General features: G+C 53.6%; 13 protein-coding genes and 1 pseudogene. All 14 read right to left on the bottom strand.

The annotated features are described in order from the left end of the window. Nucleotides 1-67: 67 nt before the first annotated feature. Entirely contained in the window at nt 68-946 is an 879-nt protein-coding gene (locus tag JMJ16_RS28000; protein ID WP_201371235.1) for a carbohydrate ABC transporter permease, read from the bottom strand. Then, nucleotides 946-1,896 (bottom strand): carbohydrate ABC transporter permease, encoded by a 951-nt coding sequence (locus JMJ16_RS28005; RefSeq protein ID WP_201386960.1) that lies wholly within the window; start codon nt 1,894-1,896, stop codon nt 946-948. The genes JMJ16_RS28000 and JMJ16_RS28005 overlap by 1 nt, the downstream gene beginning before the upstream one ends. A 105-nt stretch (nt 1,897-2,001) precedes the next feature. Then, nucleotides 2,002-3,300: a sugar ABC transporter substrate-binding protein gene (locus JMJ16_RS28010; protein WP_201386961.1), complete on the bottom strand. Its 1,299-nt coding sequence runs from the start codon at nt 3,298-3,300 to the stop codon at nt 2,002-2,004. A gap of 215 nt (nt 3,301-3,515) precedes the next feature. Then, entirely contained in the window at nt 3,516-4,574 is a 1,059-nt protein-coding gene (locus tag JMJ16_RS28015) for a LacI family DNA-binding transcriptional regulator (RefSeq protein ID WP_201386962.1), read from the bottom strand. A gap of 848 nt (nt 4,575-5,422) precedes the next feature. Next, a complete protein-coding gene (locus JMJ16_RS28020) occupies nt 5,423-5,881 on the bottom strand; it encodes a RidA family protein (RefSeq protein WP_201386963.1) in 459 nt (152 codons plus the stop codon). Nucleotides 5,882-5,985: 104 nt separating this feature from the next. Beyond that, nucleotides 5,986-7,098 (bottom strand): alanine racemase, encoded by a 1,113-nt coding sequence (locus tag JMJ16_RS28025; RefSeq protein WP_201386965.1) that lies wholly within the window; start codon nt 7,096-7,098, stop codon nt 5,986-5,988. 19 nt (nt 7,099-7,117) lie between these two features. Continuing rightward, nucleotides 7,118-8,734 (bottom strand): amidohydrolase family protein, encoded by a 1,617-nt coding sequence (locus tag JMJ16_RS28030; RefSeq protein WP_201386967.1) that lies wholly within the window; start codon nt 8,732-8,734, stop codon nt 7,118-7,120. Between the two features lie 209 nt (nt 8,735-8,943). Beyond that, nucleotides 8,944-9,965, bottom strand: a pseudogene (locus JMJ16_RS28035) (ABC transporter ATP-binding protein). 11 nt (nt 9,966-9,976) lie between these two features. Then, entirely contained in the window at nt 9,977-11,056 is a 1,080-nt protein-coding gene (locus JMJ16_RS28040) for an ABC transporter ATP-binding protein (RefSeq protein WP_201386968.1), read from the bottom strand. A 21-nt stretch (nt 11,057-11,077) separates the two neighbouring features. Then, the gene (locus JMJ16_RS28045; protein WP_201386969.1) at nt 11,078-12,013 is read right to left on the bottom strand and encodes an ABC transporter permease; all 936 of its coding nucleotides are present in this window, start codon (nt 12,011-12,013) and stop codon (nt 11,078-11,080) included. 12 nt (nt 12,014-12,025) lie between these two features. Next, the gene (locus JMJ16_RS28050; protein ID WP_201386970.1) at nt 12,026-12,988 is read right to left on the bottom strand and encodes an ABC transporter permease; all 963 of its coding nucleotides are present in this window, start codon (nt 12,986-12,988) and stop codon (nt 12,026-12,028) included. 187 nt (nt 12,989-13,175) lie between these two features. Then, entirely contained in the window at nt 13,176-14,864 is a 1,689-nt protein-coding gene (locus JMJ16_RS28055) for an ABC transporter substrate-binding protein (protein WP_201386971.1), read from the bottom strand. A 263-nt stretch (nt 14,865-15,127) separates the two neighbouring features. Continuing rightward, nucleotides 15,128-16,732: a response regulator gene (locus JMJ16_RS28060; RefSeq protein ID WP_201386972.1), complete on the bottom strand. Its 1,605-nt coding sequence runs from the start codon at nt 16,730-16,732 to the stop codon at nt 15,128-15,130. Between the two features lie 100 nt (nt 16,733-16,832). Beyond that, nucleotides 16,833-20,591, bottom strand: a complete 3,759-nt coding sequence (locus JMJ16_RS28065) for a GAF domain-containing protein (protein ID WP_201386973.1) — start codon at nt 20,589-20,591, stop codon at nt 16,833-16,835. Nucleotides 20,592-20,619: the final 28 nt, after the last annotated feature.

Consider the following 20,619-nt stretch of genomic DNA (forward strand, 5'->3'; position numbering starts at 1 on the left):
ACAATACTTATCGTACCAGTCACCGGGGAGAGGTGTCTTATACATGTCAGCTTTGCCCTATCCCACATTATTCTTTCACTGCGCCAGCTACCAGGCCAGAGGTAATATAACGCTGTCCGAAGATAAAAACCAGAATAATTGGCAATGCCGCAACGACCGAAACCGCCATCAGATCATTCCAACGTACCCCATATTCTCCGATGAACTTATAAATGCCCAACGTTAAAGGGCGCTTGTTATCATCAGAAATCAATGTCAGCGGGAAAAGAAAGTCGCTCCAGCCCATCAAAAAGGTGAGAGCACCAACCGTCAATATGCCAGGTCGCGAGAGCGGCATAATTATTCGGTAGAACGCCCCCCATAAACTACACCCATCAATAAAGGCTGCATCTTCTAGATCACGCGGCAAGCTTAAAAAATAGGGGCGCATCACGAGCGTTGCAAACGGTAAGGTACGCGTCGTAACCGCCAGGATTACCGCCGGAATAGAGTTCACCAGGCCGATTTGCGAAAAGATCACAAACAACGGTAGAGCCAGCATGATACTGGGAAACATCTGTACAACCAGAAAGGCCAGTAGCATCCCCTGTTTTCCCTTTACTGGGAGCCGGGCCAATCCATAGGCCATTGGTGCTCCTAGCACCAAACTCAATAGCATTGTGCCAAGCGCAATCTGAAGACTATTGCCCATATAGCGCCATATATCCGTGTTCTGGATAAAGTTGGAGATATAAGGGCTCCAATCAACCTGGTGGGGAAAAAACGTCGGTGGCGTGCTGAACAGCTCTGTCGTATTTTTGAGTGAACTGACAATGACCCAGTATAAAGGGAAGATCATTACGACCGTAAAGAAAATCCCTAACACTGTCAGCATAATTGTATTCCAGGATTTGCGATTGAGAGGAGGCTTATTCGCAGCACGATAAGCTTTTTGTGTAGTCATCATCAAGCAATCTCCTCTCGTCTCAGCAAGAACAGATAGATAGCGCTTACGCCCAGTAAGAGCAGGAACATCAACGTAGCAACAGCCGCTCCTGAGCCAAGATCAAACTGGCCGAAGGCAATACGATAGGCATACAATGGCATTGCTTCAGTCGTATTGACCGGGCCGCCGCCAGTAAGGACATAAATCAGGTCAAACACATTCAATGTATAGATGAACCCGAGCATCAAAACTGTCAGGCTGGTTGAACGCATCAATGGCAGCGTAATATGCAAGAAACGCCCCAATCCATTTGCTCCATCAACAACCGCCGCCTCATACAGGGTCGCCGAAATTCCCTGCAACCCAGCTAAAAGCAACGACATGTTAAAGGGAATACCAATCCAGATATTCGCAATGACTACGGCCCATAGGGCCAGGTTTGGGTTCGTAAGCCAGTCAATAGGCGAGGAGACCACATGCAAACTTTGCAAGACGTAGTTCACAATGCCCGAGTCACTCTGAAACATCCATTTGAAGATCGTGGCACTTACAATCACCGGCAACATCCAGGCAATCATCACTGAACCACGCATCACACCAACCAGGGGGATACGCCGATTAAATAATAACGCCATCGCGAAGCCGATAATATATTGAAAAACCAGTGAGGCAATGGTAAAGATCAGTGAGACGACCAGAGAAGAGCGAAAATTTGGGTCAGAGATCACTGTATGATAATTATCCAGGCCAACAAATGGCGTAATACCAGTTAATAGGCTACCAACGTTCACCTGCTCAAAGCTATAGACAACCATGGTGATAACCGGATACACCAGAAAAAGAAGTAGGAACAGGGTCGCTGGCACTAAGAAGAGATAAGGGCCTAGCATTTTGTTTATTCTCCGCCGCCTCACTGAACGCTGAGTCTCTGTCTTCGCCGCTTGTGGAGGGGTATTGACAAGTGTAGACACGGGAAACTTCCTCCTTACTGTGACCTGCAAAGCCCAAGAGAACGAGTAAACGCACTCTCTTGCGAAGAGAAATACGTCTACTCTTTCTTCTACAACGCGTGATCACTAGGACGGTAGTAAAGGCTTTACAGATTGACTGGCTGCTTGAAGAGCTGCTGAGGCGGACTTCTGTCCACTAATTGCTGCCTGGAACGCTTGTTGCACGTAATTTGAGATCTTTGGGTAGTTCGGGCCATACGCACGAGGCTTAGCTGTCGTAAGCGCCTTAACAAATACGGCTTGTTTGGGGTCCTGGATGAATGCGGAGTCTGTGCCCAGATCTAAACGACTCGGTAGTGTTCCGTTGCCCAGCAGACATTTCTTGAGAACAGATAGTTCCTGTGTCCACTTGATAAACTCCCATGCTTCGGCCTGGTGCTGGCTGGTTGCAGTGATAGTCCAGTTCTCACCGCCCAGAATAGATGCTGCTTGCTTGTTTTTTGGTAGAGGAACAACGTCCCAGTTAAACTTGGCATTCGAGCGAGCAGCAGGAAGGTTCCAGGGGCCATTAATACACAATGCAGATTTGCCAGCGGTCCACTGCGTCATCGCGTCCTGCTGTGTCCAGTTCAAAGCATCCATTGAGAGCAGTCTCTCTTTGGTCAGATCGACCAGGAATTGCAAGGCGGTCGTAGCCTCAGGACTATCCAGCGAGTTCAGATCTGCACCTGCTTCCCACAGGAACGGCAAGAACTGGAATGTCCCCTCTTCACTTTGTACCAGAGACATCGATAGCCCATAGACACCTTTGGTGGTCAACTTCTTCGTCGCATCATGCAGTTCATCCCAATTTGTAGGCGGGTTGACACCGGCCTTCTTCAGCATATCCGCGTTATAATAGAGCGCCAGGCAATTACTATTATTTGGAATGCCGTAGTTTTTATTTTTCCAGGTTGTTGATGTCCAGGGACCAGTAATATATTCGTTTCCCTGCCCCCACGAGGAGATTTGTGAGGTTAAATCTGCCAGAATGCCCATCGAAGAGAATGCCTGGTGATCAGGATTGTCAATAACCAAGATGTCAGGAAGCTGGCGGGCGGCTGCCCCCTGAATAATTTTCTGTTTGAGGTCAGCGAAAGGAATGGCCGTGCGCTGAATCTTCACATTTGGCTTGGCTTTGGAGTAATCGGCCAGGAGCTGTAGATATCCAGCCCCAGGAGGGTTGAAATAATCCCAGATGGTCAACGTCACGGGTCCGGAATCGGCACTACCACTAGCGCCACCACATGCCTCAAGAAGCGTAATTGCGGCGCTCGTGCTGATACCCAGGGCCGCCGTTTTTGCCATAAAAGCTCGACGGCTCATTCGTCCGGTACGAACTTCGGTCATCATGTCTTTCCAGGGTTCTTGTTGTTTGTGGGTCATCTATGACCTCCTTATAAATGATGAAAATACTAAAACTCTCTCAGAGATACATCATCCTCTTCCATTGAGGAACATTGTCATCATTCAGACCAACCAACCATAACGAGAGAACGTCTGACCACTTCCATACGAAATTCGTTGCCAATCAAGCGATCATACAACGAAAGCTGTCTCCATGAACTCCTTCCTGTGCTGATTACCTCCATTCTTGCTCACTACCCCGGCTGTGAGGGATCACTTGAACCGCGTAAAATCAAGCTACAGGGAAGACGCACAATACCAGAGCGTTGCTCACCAGCAAACAACGCTAGCAAGCTTTCACCCACATAACGTCCCACCTGTGCAAGATTCATATCTACAGTTGTTAACGGCGGTCGAGTTGCACATGCCATGGGTTCCCAATTGTCAAAACCTACGACAGACACATCGGTTGGAACACGTAAACCGCGCGCTTGTAATGCCTCCATAGCGCCTCTTGCCAACTGGTCACTACCACAAAAAAGCGCGTCAATCGAAGGATCTTGATCAAAGAGAAAGTTCGTTGCGGTATATCCCCAGCTTTCCTGCCAGGGGCCCGATAGGACACGATGGTGGGGCAGCGCAATATCATGCTCAGCAAGCACCTGGCGCATGGCCCCTTCACGTAAACGGACCGCTTCAAAATAACTGGGGCCTGTAATATGGGCAAATTGACGCCGTCCCAGGCTTACAAGATGTTCAGTTGCGAGTCTCGCACCTTGAGCATCATCGGGTAAGACGCACAAAGCGTTGGGATCTTCGACATGGGTAAAGGCATAGACAACAGGTATTCCTGTCCTCCCTATGCTTATGGGCGGGCGCGAATCTTCACGCCGGGCAGATACCACGATCCCATCAACTTTGCGCGCCAGTAAATGCTGCAAATGCTGTTGTTCGCGACTCTGATCGCGTGAATTACAGAGCATCGCTGAAACCGGACGTGTCCCAAAGGCGTCTTCAATCCCCATCAAGAGGGGAATACTAAAACGTCCATAGTTGTCGGTTGTTAATACGCCAACCATGACACCTTGATTTGCTGAAACATCCTCTTGGAGGCTAAAAAAACGAAAACCCAGACGCCTGGCTTCAGAACGTACACGTTCTCGCGTTTCCAGGCTTAATCTCCCCCTCCCATTTATTGCTTTAGAGGCTGTCCCTAATGTCACGCCAGCGGCATCTGCAACATCACGCAAGGTAACGTTCTGCCTTGGCTGTGATGATAGATCAAAGAATTGTTTGTCCGGTTCAGACACCATCTAGCTATTTTCCTTGAACTGCATACACACTACGAGGAAACTTTTCACTCACAAATGCAAATATATAACCCTTCGAATCGAAGAATACCTAATCTGCACCATAAAGTCAAGCATGTTTCCCACCAAAAACGAAAAAAACAGTGCAATTACCAAAATTTGCAAGCAGACAATGACTCCAACAAGGAAAACTTTCCTGCATTTGAGGAAAACAAGATGCCGCGAGCATTATCACCATCGGCGTCAACGGTCCTTCTCACACATACCTTATCAGGTCTAGCGAGCCTGATCGTTCTCGGGATGGTGCTCACACTGCTGCTCATTCTTATGGCTTTGCCAGAACTCAGAAGAGCATCTGGCAAGGTGGGCTCTCATGGAGTATGCTTGTGGGAAACAAACCTTTTCAAACAGACTAAGGAAGGATCATCGATGAACTGCCCATATGCTACTTCCTCAATGACGAAAGAACCACGGAAGAAAACCACCCTTGGGTATCCGGACCTTGCGCTCTTCTGCCTGCAAACGGCTTTGTAACGGTCGACTGTGTAGGTATTGACGGCTTGTGCCTCATAACCAATCGCCGAAGCGACTTAGGGTTCATGCTGAACTGCCGAGCCACCTGCCTCAGCGACATGCCCTCGTCCAGGAACTGGAAAGCATCTTCCGCTGTTCGAGCGGGCGTCTCTGGCTCGTTTGTCGCTCGATGCCTTTCTACTCAACCAGTCGCTGAATTGTTTCCCGAAATGTGCCCAACATACTCGCGACTGTCCTAATAGATAGCTGAGGACATCGGCGAAGCTAGAAGGTGACTTGGCATGGTCTCCAAATAGAGAGCGCCCAACCCGCCAGTATTAGCGGACCTCGACGACCATTTCCACTTCGACCGGGGCGCCAGCAGGCAGTTCCGCGACGCCAAGAGCGGCACGGGCATGTTTCCCCGTCTCCCCAAAGATTTCTTCAAGAAGGGTAGAGGCACCGTTGATGACGCGTGGCTGTTCCGTAAAACCCTCCGCCGAGGCGACATACCCATTCAGCTTGACAATGCGCACTATAGCATCCAGCGAACCCGTCAGGCCACGTACCTCGGCTAAGCAGTTGAGCACCGCCAGGCGGGCTGCCTCCTGCCCCTGCTCAATCGAGACCTCGCGCCCCAATTTGCCTTGTATTGTCAACTTACCCGCCACAGTCGGGGTCTGACCAGAGGCAAAAATGAGCTTGCCCACCTGAACGGCGGGAACATAGCTAAAGGCCGGCTTAGGTAGTTCCGGCATAGTGAGACCTAATTCTTTTACTCGTTCTTCAAAAGACATTGTATGCTTCCTTTCCTCGTGCTTGTCAAAAATAGAGATAATTAAGCAAGGGTACCCTTACATGTTGCCTTCTTTTCAGGGGGGAGTGGAAACCAGTGTTTTGGTTACTGCCTTCGCCCACGTGCCGCAACGTGCCAAATAGCCTTGACAATCCCTCCCTGTGTCACAAGGACTTCATCCGACAGATTGACCGCCGTACAAACGTGATTTGGGAAAAACAGTAGTTTGTCGCCAATTTCAGGGCTAAAACCCGGGGCAAGGCGTACTGTACCATGCTCCTCGTTCATACGAATCACCACCCCGTTCTGACCGTCTATTGTGGCACCATATCCCTCCAAGCCTACATTGGCGGGGATGACATCGCCACAAAAGGTTTTCGACCCGGCATCGATGATCGCCAGGTCGGGTGCCGGACGGCTAACCACTGTTACTAGAATGGAGAGCGCGAGCTCATCTGGTGCGCTCGTTCCCACTTGCGTGGTCATGCGATCAAAAAAGACGTAGGTTCCCGGACGTACCTCGGTAATGCCTGGTACCTCGGCGGCCGATGACGCAGTCGGCGTTGAACCCACACTGATCTCTTGAATCGGGATACCAGCATGACGCAGCCGTTCAGCGATCGCAACCATCATCTCTCCCTCCATACGGCCTAAGATCTGTGGGTCTCTACTGGACGCCTCGGGGAAAGAGGCTCCGCGAAAGGTAAAAATGCCATCCAGGCTCAAACCTGGAGCGTCCAGCACCTGGCGACACAGCTTTCCTGCGGCCTCCTGCCCCACTCCCGTACGACCCAGGCCTGAGTCGATCTCTACGCGTACCAGGAGCGTGGAACCAATCTGGCTGGCGGCCTCAGAGAGTTGTTGTACCCCTTTCTCGCTCTCGACGCCCACAATCAGGCGACAATGTTGAGCCAGTCGCGCCGCGTGCTGCGCTTTTTCGGGTCCTATGATGGGGTATGCGACAAAGATATCCTCGATGCCTGCGTCGGCGAAGACTTCTGCCTCGCTTAATTTGGCCGCGGTAATTCCTCCCGCCCCCGCCTGTAGTTGCATCTTTGCGATTTCTAACGTTTTATGCGTCTTGATATGGGGCCGCAAACGTACCCCGGCCTTCGCGGCGCTATCGGCATAGCGGCGGATATTCTTCTCTAATCGCGCAATGTCGACAAGCAAAGCTGGTGTATCCACCTCTGTGATAGAGCGACCAATCATCGACATCCACGTCTCCTTTCTGATACTATTCCACGACGTATGCTTCTCCATGAGCTGGGGCTATCAACTGTCCAGGTCGGTGCGGCGTGAGTTGCTTTTCTCGTACAACTATCTGACCTGAGACAATAACGGCCGAAATCCCCTCAGGATACACACGGGGCTGCTCATAGGTAGCGAGATCACTAATGGTTTCGGGATCAAAGATCACGAGATCGGCGATCTTGCCCACTGCAATCATACCGCGATCCGCAAGACGAAAACGCTCCGCGGGCAGAGCCGTCACCTTGCGCACAGCCTCTTCCAACGCCAGGCTCCGCGTCTCACGGACGTAGCGCTTAAAAAAACGGGGAAAGGTGCCATACAGCCTGGGGTGAGGACGTCCCGAGCGAAGAGGCAAACCATCCGAGCCAATCATCGAGAAGGGCGCTCGCACCACCTCATCTACATCACGTTCATCCATATGGAAGATGAGAATGGTCATCTGTCCCTGCTCTTCTACGATCAGGTGAAAGAAGGCCTCCTCCGGCGCCATACCCAGGGTCTCAGCCACCTCTGCCATGTTCAAGCCCTCAAGCGACCGCAAACGCTCCTGGCGCACCGTTGAGACAAATACACGATCCCAGCCGTTCGCGCCAACCTGGTTCTCCCAGCCCTCAATACCATGCGCGAAATCACGACAGACCTGGCGCCGCGTCTCTGGCTCACGTAATCGCTTGAGCATCGTTGCAAGGCCGCCTTCTTGCAACCAGGGCGGGAGAAGTTGCGTGCCCAGCGTCGATCCTGCGTTGTATGGATAGACATCGATGGTCATATCCAGGCCGCGTGCACGTGCATCCGAAATAAGATCCAATGCCTGCTGAATACTGCCCCAGTTATTGCGCCCGGTTATCTTCAAGTGGCTGATATGCACCGCGACCTCTGCGCGCTCAGCGATGGTCAGCATCTCTGTAAGGGAGCTTAGAAGTTGGTCACCTTCGCCACGCATATGTGAGGTCACCACGCCGCCATAACGGCCTACTACAGACGCAAGTCGTATAAGCTCGGATGTGGATGTATACATGCCAGGCACATACATCAAGCCCAGGGACATCCCGGCCGCGCCCGCCTCCATCGCTTCACTCACCAACCCTTCCTGCGTGGTCATCTCCTGCTCCGTAGCATCACGTGGCTCAAAGCCCATGACTGCCACACGCACGGGGCCATGTCCAAACAGGGGACGTACATGCTGCCCTAGCGCCACACTGCGCAACGTCTCAAATAAAGCCTCCGTTGTATACCAGTTCCATGGGTGCGTGTCCTCCCCTAGCACAGGGGCCGAATAGTTTTTCACCGCGTCCGCGTGCGTGGGAGCCAGAGGAGCCAGGCTGAAGCCACAATTGCCGGTTATAACGGTGGTGATGCCCTGCTGGACCTTCATCGGGACCACACCCTCTCTCAGCACCGTCAGGTCATCATGTGTGTGTGCATCAATAAAGCCAGGTGCGACAACCTGCCCTCCGGCGTCAAGCACGTGATGTGCCTCCGAGACAAGCTGAGAACCAAGCGCGACGATACGCTCACCGATGATGCCGATATCGCCTAGAAAGGCTGGAAAGCCTGTGCCATCGACGATACGAGCATTCCTGATACAAAGATCGTACATTTGTATTTACCGATCTACCATTTTTCTGCGTTCTTGAGGAATACCTTTTCTGCTCTTTCTCTCCAGGTGAGCGAAAAGGCAAAGAAGAAATTACACAGCTCTATGCAGCGTACCATATGAACCGCTACTTTGCCTACCTAACGCATTCTGGGTGTGTGGAAATGAGAAGAGGTGCCTGTCAACGCCGTTGACAGGCACCTCTTCTCATTTCATTTTGTTCCTAGCTGGGCGACCTGCTCGGAGAAGTGGCAGGCGGCGTAGTGCTCGCGCCCCTTTTTGACCTCGAAGGCCGGCTCTACCTCGCGGCAGATATCCTGGGCCATAGGGCAGCGTGTGTGGAAGCGACAACCCTTGGGGATGTTGATCGGGCTGGGTAGGTCGCCGGAGAGGATGATGCGCTTACGCTGCTTCTCGATCTGGGGACTGGGAATTGGTACCGCTGAGAGCAAGGCCCGGGTATAGGGATGTTGAGGCGCCGCGTAGAGTTCATCTCTATCCGAGATCTCGACGATCTTGCCCAGGTACATGACGGCGATGCGGTCGGCAACGTGTCGGACCACGCTCAGGTCATGCGAGACGAAGAGATAAGTCAGGGAGAACTGGCGCTGTAGGCTTTGGAGGAGGTTGAGCACCTGGGCGCGTACAGAGACGTCCAGGGCTGAGACTGGCTCGTCGGCGATAATAAAATCGGGGTTGATCGCCAGCGCGCGCGCTACGGCGATACGTTGGCGCTGCCCACCGCTGAACTCATGGGGATAGCGATCATAGTATTCTGGACGCAGGCCCACCACGCGCAGCAGTTCAAGGACGCGCTCATGGACATCTCTTCCCTCAGCGACCCCGTGGATGTGCATTGGCTCTCCGATTAGTGAGCCGATGGTGAAACGTGGATTGAGCGAGGCATAGGGGTCCTGAAAGACCATCTGAATGCGCTGGCGCACCTTGCGTAGCTCTTCCCCCTCTAAACTGGCCAGGTTCTGCCCATCGAAGATGATCTGGCCTGCGGTTGGCTTATAGAGGCGTACCAGGGTTCTGGCGATGGTCGTCTTCCCGAGCCACTTTCGCCGACCAGGCCCAGCGTCTGCCCGCGCACAATGCTGAAGCTGACATCGTCGACTGCACGTATATCTCCAACCTTGCGCTGGAAGACCAGGCCCCTGGTCAGGGGAAAGTAGGTCTTGAGGCCCTGCACCTCCAGGAGCGTCTGACTCCCTACGGCTGTTTCTGTCATGATTTTCCCCTTTAGCTTGAATGCAGAACTTTCTTGATGCTTTCCTGGCCCAGGCGGCGCATGGCTTCAGTGCGTGCTTCCTGTCTACGGGCCGCGTATGCCTTCTCCTTTGGATCAGTGATATCGGGCCAGCAGGCCTTATGGTGCGCAGTGTTTCCAGGTATGGCCTCCAGGGGCGGCATCTCGCGACACTTTGGCCGGGCGTAGAGGCAACGCGGCATAAAGGGGCAGCCCGTGGGGGGATGCAGCAGGTCAGGCGGCGCGCCCTCGATGGTTTTTAACTCTACCTGGCGCGCTTCATCCAACCTGGGGACAGAGGCCAGCAGACCAAGTGTATAGGGGTGGCGTGGATTGGCAAAAATTTCGTCGGTTGGCCCCTCTTCAACGACTTTTCCCGCGTACATGACGATGACGCGGTCGGTCATGCCCGCGACAACCCCCAGATCATGCGTGATAAGCATCAGGGCTGTCTGAAACTCTGTGCATATCTGGCTGATGAGTTCCAGAATCTGGGCCTGTACGGTGACATCCAGGGCTGTGGTTGGCTCATCGGCGATGAGCAGGCGCGGGTTGCAGGCCAGGGCTATAGCGATCATGACGCGCTGGCGCATGCCGCCGCTGAACTGGTGAGGATAGGCGTTGAGGCGCTCCGCCGCCGCTGGAATGCCAACCTGTTCCAGTAGGGTAATCGCGCGCTTGCGTGCCTCGCCCTGCGAGACTTTGAGGTGAATACGCAATGCCTCGATAATCTGGTTGCCAATGTTCATTGTGGGATTAAGACAGGTCATGGGATCCTGAAAGATCATACTGATCTGGGCACCGCGTATCTTACGCATCTCGCTCTCAGGCACGCTGAGCAGGTCGTCGTCCGCAAAGATGATGCTGCCATCGGCATACTTTCCAGGCGGTTGGGGAATCAGGCGCATGATTGAGAGTGCAGTGACGCTCTTGCCGCAGCCACTCTCGCCGACGATGGCCACCTTCTCGCCGGGCCGAATGCCAAAGTTGACGCCATCGACGGCATGCACATCGCCCTGTTTCGTCTTGAAATAGGTCTTGAGATTCTGGACATCTAAGAGATACTCACTCATGGTTGCTTCCCTTTTTCGCTACTAGCGCTCAGTCATATGGGGGTCGAGAGCATCGCGCAGGCCATCGCCCACTAGATTGCAGCTCAGGACGGTCAGGAAGATCAGAATGCCGGGAATAAACACTAGCTTAGGATCGATATCAAGCTGTCCCTGTCCGTCGTTGATAAGTGTGCCCCAGCTGGGGAAGGGGACCTTGACGCCAAAGCCAAAGAAGCTGAGAACTGATTCTAAGATGATGTTATTGCCTACTTGCAGGGTCGCGTTCACGATAATCGGACCGATGGCATTGGGCAAGATATGGCGAAACATCAGGCGGAAGTCACCGGCGCCAATCATGCGCGCCGCCATCACATATTCGCGCTCTTTCAAGGCCAGAAACTCGCCACGCACCAGGCGAGCAGCCGTGGTCCAACCAAAGACCGCGATAAGCGTGATAATGCTCAGCGTTGATCCATTAGTAAACGAGGCCGAAAGCACGAACAGCAGGAGGTAGGTGGGAACTGAGAGGAAGACGTCGGTCACGCGCATAAGGATATTGTCGATCCAGCCGCCATAGAAGCCAGCCAGCGCGCCAATAGTGGTGCCAAGGATGATCGCGGCCAGCATGGAGGATAGTCCCACCAGTAGCGAGACCTGGCCGCCAATCGCCGCGCGCGCGAAGAGGTCGCGTCCCAGGTCATCCGCGCCAAGGGGATATTGCCACGAGGGCGCGGCCGAGGGATCGGTCAGGGCGGGCTGTGTCGCGTTGTTATGCCCGGTGATGATGGGTCCCACAAAGCAGAAGAGGAAGAGCAGGATCAGGCAGCAGGCGCCAACAGTTGCCGCGCGGTTGCGCACAAAGCGATCAAAGATGATGCGTGCCTGGCTACGCCGCTTGCGCGCAAGCTCTGGTGTGACATCGAGCAGGGGTTCTAGCTCGTCTTCTGGTGTCATGTCGAGTTGTTTGGGTGTCTCCATACAAATACCTCCTCATGCGTAGCGTATGCGCGGGTCCATCACGGCATAGAGGATATCCGCTAGCAGATTAAAGAGAACCACAAAGACCGCGCTCAGTATCAGAATCGCCAGTAAGACGGGATAATCGCGGTGCTCTGCCGAGTCCAGGAAGAGTCTTCCCATGCCGGGCCAGGCGAAGACGCTCTCGGTAATCGCCGCGCCGCCGGCGACCGAGCCAAAGTCGATGGCGACAACCGTAATCAGCGGGATAACCGCGTTGCGCAACGCGTGCCTCCGCAGAAGCGGAATAGGGGGGAGTCCCTTGGCGCGGGCGGTGCGGATATAATCCTGGCGCGTGACTTCAAGCATACTTGAGCGCATATAGCGGCTCCAGCGCGCGGTAAAGGTCAGGGCCAGGACGGTCATGGGCAGAATGAGGTGAATGAGATGGTCGATCAAACCATTAAAAAAGTCATAGGTGTAGCCTGCGGTCGCGTCTCCCGATGGGGGCAGCCAGCCAAGCCAACGTGAGAAAACCTCCTGCATGAGCAGGCCAAGTAAGAAGATAGGGAGCGAGATACCTACATAGGTCAGCGTCGTCACAAGATAATCTGTCAGTCTCCCCTGACGCGTCGCGGAGAGCGTTCCCAGCACTATGGCGATGATGAGAGCCAGCAGCAGGGCCAGGGAGAAGAGCTCCAACGTCGATGGGAAGTGGTCGAGAATGACGGAGGAGACGGTCTGGTTGGTGAAGAATGAGTAGCCAAAGTTACCGTGCAGCGCGCTCACCAGCCATTTAAGATACTGGATAGGTACCGGGTCATCTAATCCCAGGCTGGCGCGTAAGGCCTGGCGTCCCGCTTCATCCAGGTTCGGATTATAGAGCACCTCTTCGGGTCCACCCGGCAGGAGGTGGATAAGGGTGAACATAAAGATGGAGAGCAGGAAAAGGAGTGGAAGCGCTTGAAGCAAGCGCCTAATCACATATCGTCCCATAGAGATCTCCAGTACTGCTAGAGGTACGTGGACAACTAACGTGTATAGTGTAACATAGCCACCAGGATGGGGGTACTTCAATGATGCTTTATTACCCCTGGGTAGTGCAGGTGGTGGTTCTCCAGACCTTCGCCTGGAAAACCACCACCTTGCGCTCAAGCTATTTCGCGTTATGCGCGCTCTTTGACTAGGCGGGACACTTGCCGTTGTCGCACCACCACTGTGCTACGCCAACAGTCTCGGAGTTGGCGAAGGGTCCCGGCTTATAGTTGTGTGTGCCCTTCTTATGGATTTCAAGATCGATCAGGTTGTAGAGGCCGATAAACGGTAACTTGTCCAGCATCGCCTGGTGAATCTGGTTAAAGACCTGCTGGCGCTGCGTGGGATCGGATATGGCCTGCTCTTTCTGGAAGAGCTGATCAAGGTCGTTATCGCAGAAGAAGTTCAGATTCTGCCCATGGGGTGGAATCTGATTGCAGGCGAAAGAGGCCGCATCATCAGGATCATAGGTATAGGAGCTCGCCCACTCCGCCAGGTCATACTTTCCAGGTTGCCCACCATTGAGGAAGGGACCGAAGAAGGTGCTACCGGGATAGTTGGTGATGTCCAGCTTGATACCGATCTTGGCGAAATCGGCCTGGATCAAGGCCTGGTCTTTCTCGCGCCAGCGGTTGTTGGCCGTGGTTGAATACTGGAACTCCAACCGTTGCCCACCCTTCTGACGTACGTTATCGCTGCCTAGCTTCCAGCCAGCATCATCGAGTACTTTGTTGGCGCCCGCGATATCAAACGGTGGGCACTGTAAGTCTTGCTGATAGCCAGGATGATAGGCGGGGCCGTGATCGGTACACAGGGGAATGGCCTGTCCCAGGCGTGCGACCTTCTGTAATTGCACACGGTCAATAGCCATCGCCATCGCTTTGCGCACATTAAGGTCTTTAAAGATGGGATTATTGGAGTTAATGTGCAAGCCCTCATAGCTTGCAGACGGGTTAGTCACGATTTCGTAGTTTGAAAGGGCCTGATAGGATGGCGTCTTGGTGACGTCCAGGAACCAGGCCGAGTCGGCGGTGCCAGCCTGGAGATCCTTCAGGATGGTATCCTGACTGGGAACGGCGCGGAAGACGATTTCATCCAGGTAGGGTAGCCCCTGGGAGGCCAGGTAGTAGTTGTCGTTGCGCACGACGGTATAGTGATCTCCAGGCTTGCTCTCCTTCATTTTGAAGGGGCCGCTGGTTACCTGGGGATCGAGCCCCTCAGTCTTTTTAATATCCGCCGGGTTCATGCTCTCGAAATGATGCTTGGGTAGGGGGGCGAGAGAGCCATCGGTCCAGGACGCGATAAAGGGGGCAAAGGGCTTTGAGAGGTGAAACGTGATCGAGAGCTTATCAGAAGAGACCTCTGCGGACTCGATCAGGCGGACGGCGACGGTGCTGGCAGCCGCAAAGCTCGGATTACTCCAGGTCTTCCAGCTAAAATACACATCGTCGGCGTTCAGTGGCTGTCCATCGGACCATTTCAAGCCAGGCTTGAGGGTGAACTTCCAGGTTTTGAGGTCAGCGCTGATGCCGCCGTTCTGCTGTGTCGGTAGTTCGGCAGCGAGCGCGGGACGAATCTGTCCTGAAGCATCACCTTCGAAGAGCGCGGAGTAGAGGGTTCCATTCACTATGGTCGCGAACGTCTGCACTGACGCATTAGGAATGAGTGCGTCTGGTTCGTTGAACAAATCGTCAACCCAGATACCACCACGCTGGGGTTTACTCGTATTGCTGGTAGTCGGCGTCCCCTGAGGGGCGCAGGCGCTGGCGAAGAGCATCAGCACCGAGGAGAGCGCGACAAGTATCGTCAGGAAGCGTGAACCAGGTCGTTTGACCATTTGATCCTCCTTGCAGATAAGGGCGAACAGGCAGCGTGTTGAGATTGGCTGTATAAGCATGTTCCCTCGTGCTTATTTTTACACTACCTCTTCAACAGTTTGAAAATGCGTTTCCTTTGCCGCTGGCTTGCTTGGGGATATATACGTAGCATAACATACAAACGAGTCTTTATTGAAGCCTAGTTTGTATTTGCCATATACTACGCAAACTATCCGTTAATCCTCACAAGGAAGAGCTAATAGTAGTCAGTTGCCGAAGCGATTTATTTGTGTCCATCGATGTTGTCCAGGAGCAGGCTGGCGCAGAGGAGGGCATGCTGGCGTTGCTGGGGCGAGAGGGTCGAGAACGTCAGTGTGCGCAAGGCGTTGTGAAGGAGCGCAATAAAGTATTCGCTCATATCGTCATTGCTGAGCCTATCCAGGTGGCGAACCATACGGCGAATGTGGATGACGGTGAGGTAGGCCTTGCGTAGGGCGGCATTCTCTGTCTGGAAGGTAGCTTCAGCCTGTGCTAACTGGGTGAAACGTGTGATGCGGCAGAGCACCTCCTCCATGTGCAGGCGTTCCTCCAGCGAGGCTGCGCGCGAGGTCAGTAATTGGAAGCGTATGACAGAGTCAAGCATCGCCAGGTCGCGTAGGTAATGTCCCTGACCTGTGCTACAGAAATCAATCAGCCATGCCCGGTGCTCCTCGTCAATGAGAATGTTATGCTGGTTGAGATCGCCATGTGTCGTGCTGATATAGGTGGAGCGCCGGAAGGGGCGTGTTGCTGCGGGCAGCGGATCGGTGAAGGTGCGCTCATCGTCGAGGGCGCGTAACGAGAAGCGCTGTTTAGGGTGAGGTATAATCAGGCCATCCAGGGTCTCCTCCAGCGGACGCGAGGCCTCACCAAAGGTCTGGTTGTAGTTTTCGGTGAGATCACAGAGCTGCTGGCGTCCCAAATTCGCGTACCAGGATTTACAGGTATCGAAAAAGAGGTTATCGAGAACTTGCTGGATGGCCTCGCTGCCTGCCTTCTGGTAGAAGGTGCCAAAATCTTCCAATCGCTCATTCGCCGTTCCGAGCAAAGAATAGATGATTCCTCCCAGTAAGGGCGTGTAGCGTACACTCTGGACCATCGTGTTACGTCCGCCACCAATAAAGGGGAGCACATAGGTATTAAAGTTGGTGTTCTCCTTCTCGATCTTCTGCGTTGCGCCAAATTTAGTGACCACGACGCGTGCCCCACCATATGGATTAAAAGGCTGCACAAGCATGACCCCTGTGCCACTAAAACCCGGGGCCAGCGGCCTGACCAGAACACTGTTCGCTGTGCTAAAAAGGCGGCAAAGAAGATCTGCCAGTTCTTCACGTACCTGCTGATAGCGCTGGGTGCCGGGGCGAATCCGTTCACGCTGGATATCGATGTGTGAGAGCACCTGTTCTTCGGCTTCGAGTGGCTCCCAGTGGATTTCTAGTTCCAGGTTGATCTTTTTTAGTGCTTCGCGTACGCATGTTAGTAGTTTATCGGGACTGAAACGATCCTTGGGTAGAAAGTCTGCTGCCTTGTGATCATGAAAGGCCTCGTGTACATGGTCGAAGGTGCCGTGTGCCGAGAGAATCACAATTTGCAGTGCGTCATTGAGGCTGTACTGGCTCAAGATCTTGAGCATGGCGACGCCTTCAAAGTTGCTGATATCCGATGAGTTCATGCGCAAGTCGAGAATGAGCAGGTGGAAAAAGGTGTCCTGTAGCTTTTGGAAAGCCGCGTCAATGGTGGCCGCGCTGTCGACCAGGTAATTCTCGGCCTGCAAGATCTCTGTAAGCTCTTCACGCCATTGAGGCAGGTCATCCACAATGAGTATGCGTCCATGCCGCTGCTGTGCCATTGTCCAGTACTCCTCTCTTTGCCAGAATTGATTACGCGTCACGCTCTCTACCTCTTAGACGATGTGTCACCGCGTTTCTTGAAAAAGCCATTGTCCTTTTCTACTCCTTTGGTAGCAGCAGCGTAAAGGTGACGCCAGGGCCATCGGGGTTGTCTTCAAACCAGAGATACCCATGCTGGCGCAAGGCGTTGCGGCGGGCGCTCCAGAGACCAAAGCCCGAGCTGCCTTTGGTGGAGTAGAACAGGCTAAAGACCTTGTTCTTGATGTGTGGCTCGATGCCCTTGCCGTTATCACGAACCTGGATGGCAACCTTATCTTTCTGGTTATAGGCACGCAAGCTCAAGCGTCCAGCGGGTTGCTGCTGCATGGCCTCTATCGCATTATTGATTAGGTTACGCAGGATGTCATGTACGAGAGCTTCGCGCACATGCACATGGCCAGCATCTGGCGCGATATCCTGGTATACCTCGATATGGGCCGGGATATGACTCTGGAGGATGGCGTTCTCAAGGAGCGTACGCGGTGAGATAGAGATTTTTTCGTCGGCAGCACCGGGACCCGGATCTGTGATCACTTCTTTGAGTTCTGTGCTCAGGTCAAGAACCGTACGTACCGACTTCTCCGTCTTGTCGAGCTTACTTTCTATAATTTCATCACGCATATGATGATAGTTTAGGCGTCGTTTTATGCTGGAAATATAGGTTTCGACCAGGCCAAGATCATTGCCCAGGCGATGGGTCAACTCGAAGGCTGATTGCCCGATCAGACTCACCTCCTCGGCGGCCCTGGCGCGCTGTTCGGACTCTAACCGGGCCTGGGACACTTCCAGGCGATAAATGGTACTCCCAAGCTGCTGAGCCAGGCTATCATAGAATTCGATATCGGTCTTGCCAAAGTGTCCCGCCTCACGATGGACCAGGGTGAGTGTGCCATACAGGCGTCTGTCGAAGCGAATGGGGAGGAGGAGCATGGCCTGACCATCTCTGGGTTCTGGCTGCGAGGTGGATGTATAGGCTTGCTTGCCGATAATGATCTTCTCATGATGTTTGAGGATCGACTGATAGTGCTGCTCAGCGGTGCTGATGGGTCCATGTTCATGTAGGATGCCTGGTGCGGAGAAGCGCAGACGCTGGAGTGCATCAGCGTGCTCATCATAGCGGCACAGCTCAACATAGCTCTGGCTATAGTGTTCCGCTAGTTGAAAAACGATCTGGTATCCTTGCTCAAGCTGGCTGATATCGTTGAGTTCCCCCAATTCGCGACTGGCGCGATACAGTAGGGCGAAGTGTTGTTTCTCCTTCTCTGCCTCCTGGTAAAGCTCGGCGTTGCGTAAGGCGACAATCGCCAGGTCGGCCAGTCCCTGGAGCAGGCGCTCATCGCTCTCATCAAAGGCCTGTTCTTCTGGACTCTCGATATTGAGCACACCTTTGAGCTCACCATTGACGAGCATCGGCACGGCCAGCTCTGAGCGCGTATCCTGAATGTAGCGCAGATAGATCTCTTTCCAGCCTGGCTGTGAGGGATCGATATTCAACAGTTGCCTGGTGCGGGCAACCTGTCCGACGATGCCTTCGTTCACGCTATGTTCCCTTCCTTTCTTATCTGGTAAGACGCCACGCTCGGCAGCCATCCAGAGGACTTGCTCTTCGCGATCATAGAGCATGAGGCAGCCCGTACGCGATTTGTTTTGCATAAGTTCGAGCGCTTTATCGAGGATAAGCGCAAAGACACGCTTCGTTTCTAGCTGGCTGGTAAGCTCCTTGCTAATGGCGTAGAGTGCCTGCCGTTCGTTGGCGAGGCGCTTCTCTCGCTCATAAGCCTGGGCTTTGGTAATGGCCAGTACGGCCTGTCCGGCCAGCGTCTCCAGAAATTCCTGGTCTTCCTGGTGAAATGCGCCGATACGCGTGCTTTCAAAATTGAGCACACCAATGGCTTGCTCGCCATTGAGAAGGGGAATATCTAATTCGGAGTTGGTATCAGGCACCTTATTGATATAGAGGCTGCTCCAGGGAGTATCGCTATGCACGTTATCAACGCGCACTGAACGTTTGTAGTGAATAGCCCAATTGGTCAGGCCGCGCCCCTCAGAGAAGGGGATTTTAAAGGGTTGCTTTAGAACGGCATGGGTCCCATAGGCGGCTTTGGCCTCAAGTGTTTGTTTCTTGCGATCATAGAGCATGATACATGCCCCTTCGACGGGGACATAGGTAAGGGCCTGGTGTAAGAGCGTCTCCAGAAGCGCCTCCAGGTCGAGTGTGCTATTCAGCTCTTTATCAATGCGTTGTAAGATTTCTAGCTCGCGTACCCGGCGTTGTAGGAGACTATTGAAGGTCTGCGCGTTGCGGATCGCAATGGCGGCAAAGTGGGCCAGGCCTTCAATCAGCAGCTTTTGCGACCGGTCGAAATATTGGCTTTGCTCGTAGAAGATGAAGAGGACGCCAACCGCTTCCACGTCCACGCGTAAGGGCACAATGGCCAGTGATTTGATGCCTTCCTGGACCAGGAGGAGCCGAACTCTTTTGAGTAGTGGCTCGCGGGTCGAGCTACATGTAGGTTCAAAAAGGGTATGGGGATGGAAGGTCATATGCTCGGTCACCTGTTCTTGCCAGTCTCTCACCAGGGGTTCATGCTTGAGGATATGAGATGGTTCGCCGCTCAGGAGGCGCTCTGGTGGTGTTGGATCATAGGTCGTGCCGACCAGGGTGGGCTTCAGGACAACGCGTTTGGCTCCGCTTGCGATCTGGATGCGCTCGATGATCTCTCTAAGGGGATAATGGAGCTGGCTGGTGAGCAGGCGACCTGCCTCATTAAGCTGTGTCAGACTATCATAAAGGCGGATATTATTGATAGCCATGAGGATATGGTTGCCCAGGACTTGCAGAATAGCCATATCTTCATGTGTGTAGGCATATGGGTGGGGATGCTGGACGGAGAGCACACCCAGGGGAATCTCCCCCAGTAGCAGGGGGATGAAGATAAAGGATTCCTTGGGCAAGGTGCCACGCACCGGAGCGATATGAAAAGGGAGCTGCTGAGCCTGGCTACTGAGATGCTCGACCAGGACGGGGCGACGTGTTTGTAAGACATACTTGCTGGCCCCGCTGGGTGGGCGATCTCCTTCACGAATCGCATTCCCCTCATCGATGCCATAGAGGTCACGCGTATGCGTTGGGGCCTGGTAGATAGCTAGCATCAGGGCATGGCGAGCATCGAGCAGATTATTTAAGAGTGGGTAGAGGGTAGGAAGCAGGGTATCAATGGATATAACCTCCTGGTTGATAACCTGCCCAATATGCGTCGCCTCGCGGTAACGTTGCAGCATCCATGTCTCTTGTAAGACAAACGTTGCCAGCCTGGAAAATTGCTTCAATAGCTCCTCTTCGGGAGAAGTTGATGGGGATAATTCACGGAAGGCCAGGGTGAGCATCGCAAAAGGAGGATGACCTGGTCGATTGCTCAGTGCAAAAGAGATCAAGGAATGTACCTGCTCTGCCCGTGTATAGTCGGAGTGATAGAAAGGCCTTGCCTGCAAGTCTGAGACATAAAGGATTTCTGGCTGTATCTCCTGAACCTCTCGCGAGAGGAAGGGGGCTATGGTCTCTTCGCGAAGGATATGCGCGCGCGGCGCGGCAGGCGACGAGTCTCTCTGCTGGCTCTCGGCGTAGAGCGCGCGTGCGTAGTGAAACGCCCCTGTGACGGGATGATAGGCGGTCAGAATGCAGATATCAGGTGTAAAGAGGGCGCGCGCCTGCTCTGCTATGTGCAGGAGCGCTTCAGCGAGATTCCCGCGCTCATATATCTCAGCCGTGAGCCGCTGCGCAAGCTGAGCAAGGGTGATTGAGGAGAATGGGGAGCGCATAGTATATTCCTCCACCTGAAAATAGAAT

The organism is Ktedonobacter sp. SOSP1-52 (genome assembly GCF_016587395.1).

Coding starts and splice junctions, on each gene's coding strand:
- JMJ16_RS28000 (WP_201371235.1), bottom strand. CDS start 946: ATGATGACTACACAAAAAGCTTATCGTGCTGCGAATAAGCCTCCTCTC.
- JMJ16_RS28010 (WP_201386961.1), bottom strand. CDS start 3,300: ATGACCCACAAACAACAAGAACCCTGGAAAGACATGATGACCGAAGTT.
- JMJ16_RS28015 (WP_201386962.1), bottom strand. CDS start 4,574: ATGGTGTCTGAACCGGACAAACAATTCTTTGATCTATCATCACAGCCA.
- JMJ16_RS28020 (WP_201386963.1), bottom strand. CDS start 5,881: ATGTCTTTTGAAGAACGAGTAAAAGAATTAGGTCTCACTATGCCGGAA.
- JMJ16_RS28025 (WP_201386965.1), bottom strand. CDS start 7,098: ATGTCGATGATTGGTCGCTCTATCACAGAGGTGGATACACCAGCTTTG.
- JMJ16_RS28030 (WP_201386967.1), bottom strand. CDS start 8,734: ATGTACGATCTTTGTATCAGGAATGCTCGTATCGTCGATGGCACAGGC.
- JMJ16_RS28040 (WP_201386968.1), bottom strand. CDS start 11,056: ATGAGTGAGTATCTCTTAGATGTCCAGAATCTCAAGACCTATTTCAAG.
- JMJ16_RS28045 (WP_201386969.1), bottom strand. CDS start 12,013: ATGGAGACACCCAAACAACTCGACATGACACCAGAAGACGAGCTAGAA.
- JMJ16_RS28050 (WP_201386970.1), bottom strand. CDS start 12,988: ATGGGACGATATGTGATTAGGCGCTTGCTTCAAGCGCTTCCACTCCTT.
- JMJ16_RS28055 (WP_201386971.1), bottom strand. CDS start 14,864: ATGGTCAAACGACCTGGTTCACGCTTCCTGACGATACTTGTCGCGCTC.
- JMJ16_RS28060 (WP_201386972.1), bottom strand. CDS start 16,732: ATGGCACAGCAGCGGCATGGACGCATACTCATTGTGGATGACCTGCCT.
- JMJ16_RS28065 (WP_201386973.1), bottom strand. CDS start 20,591: ATGCGCTCCCCATTCTCCTCAATCACCCTTGCTCAGCTTGCGCAGCGG.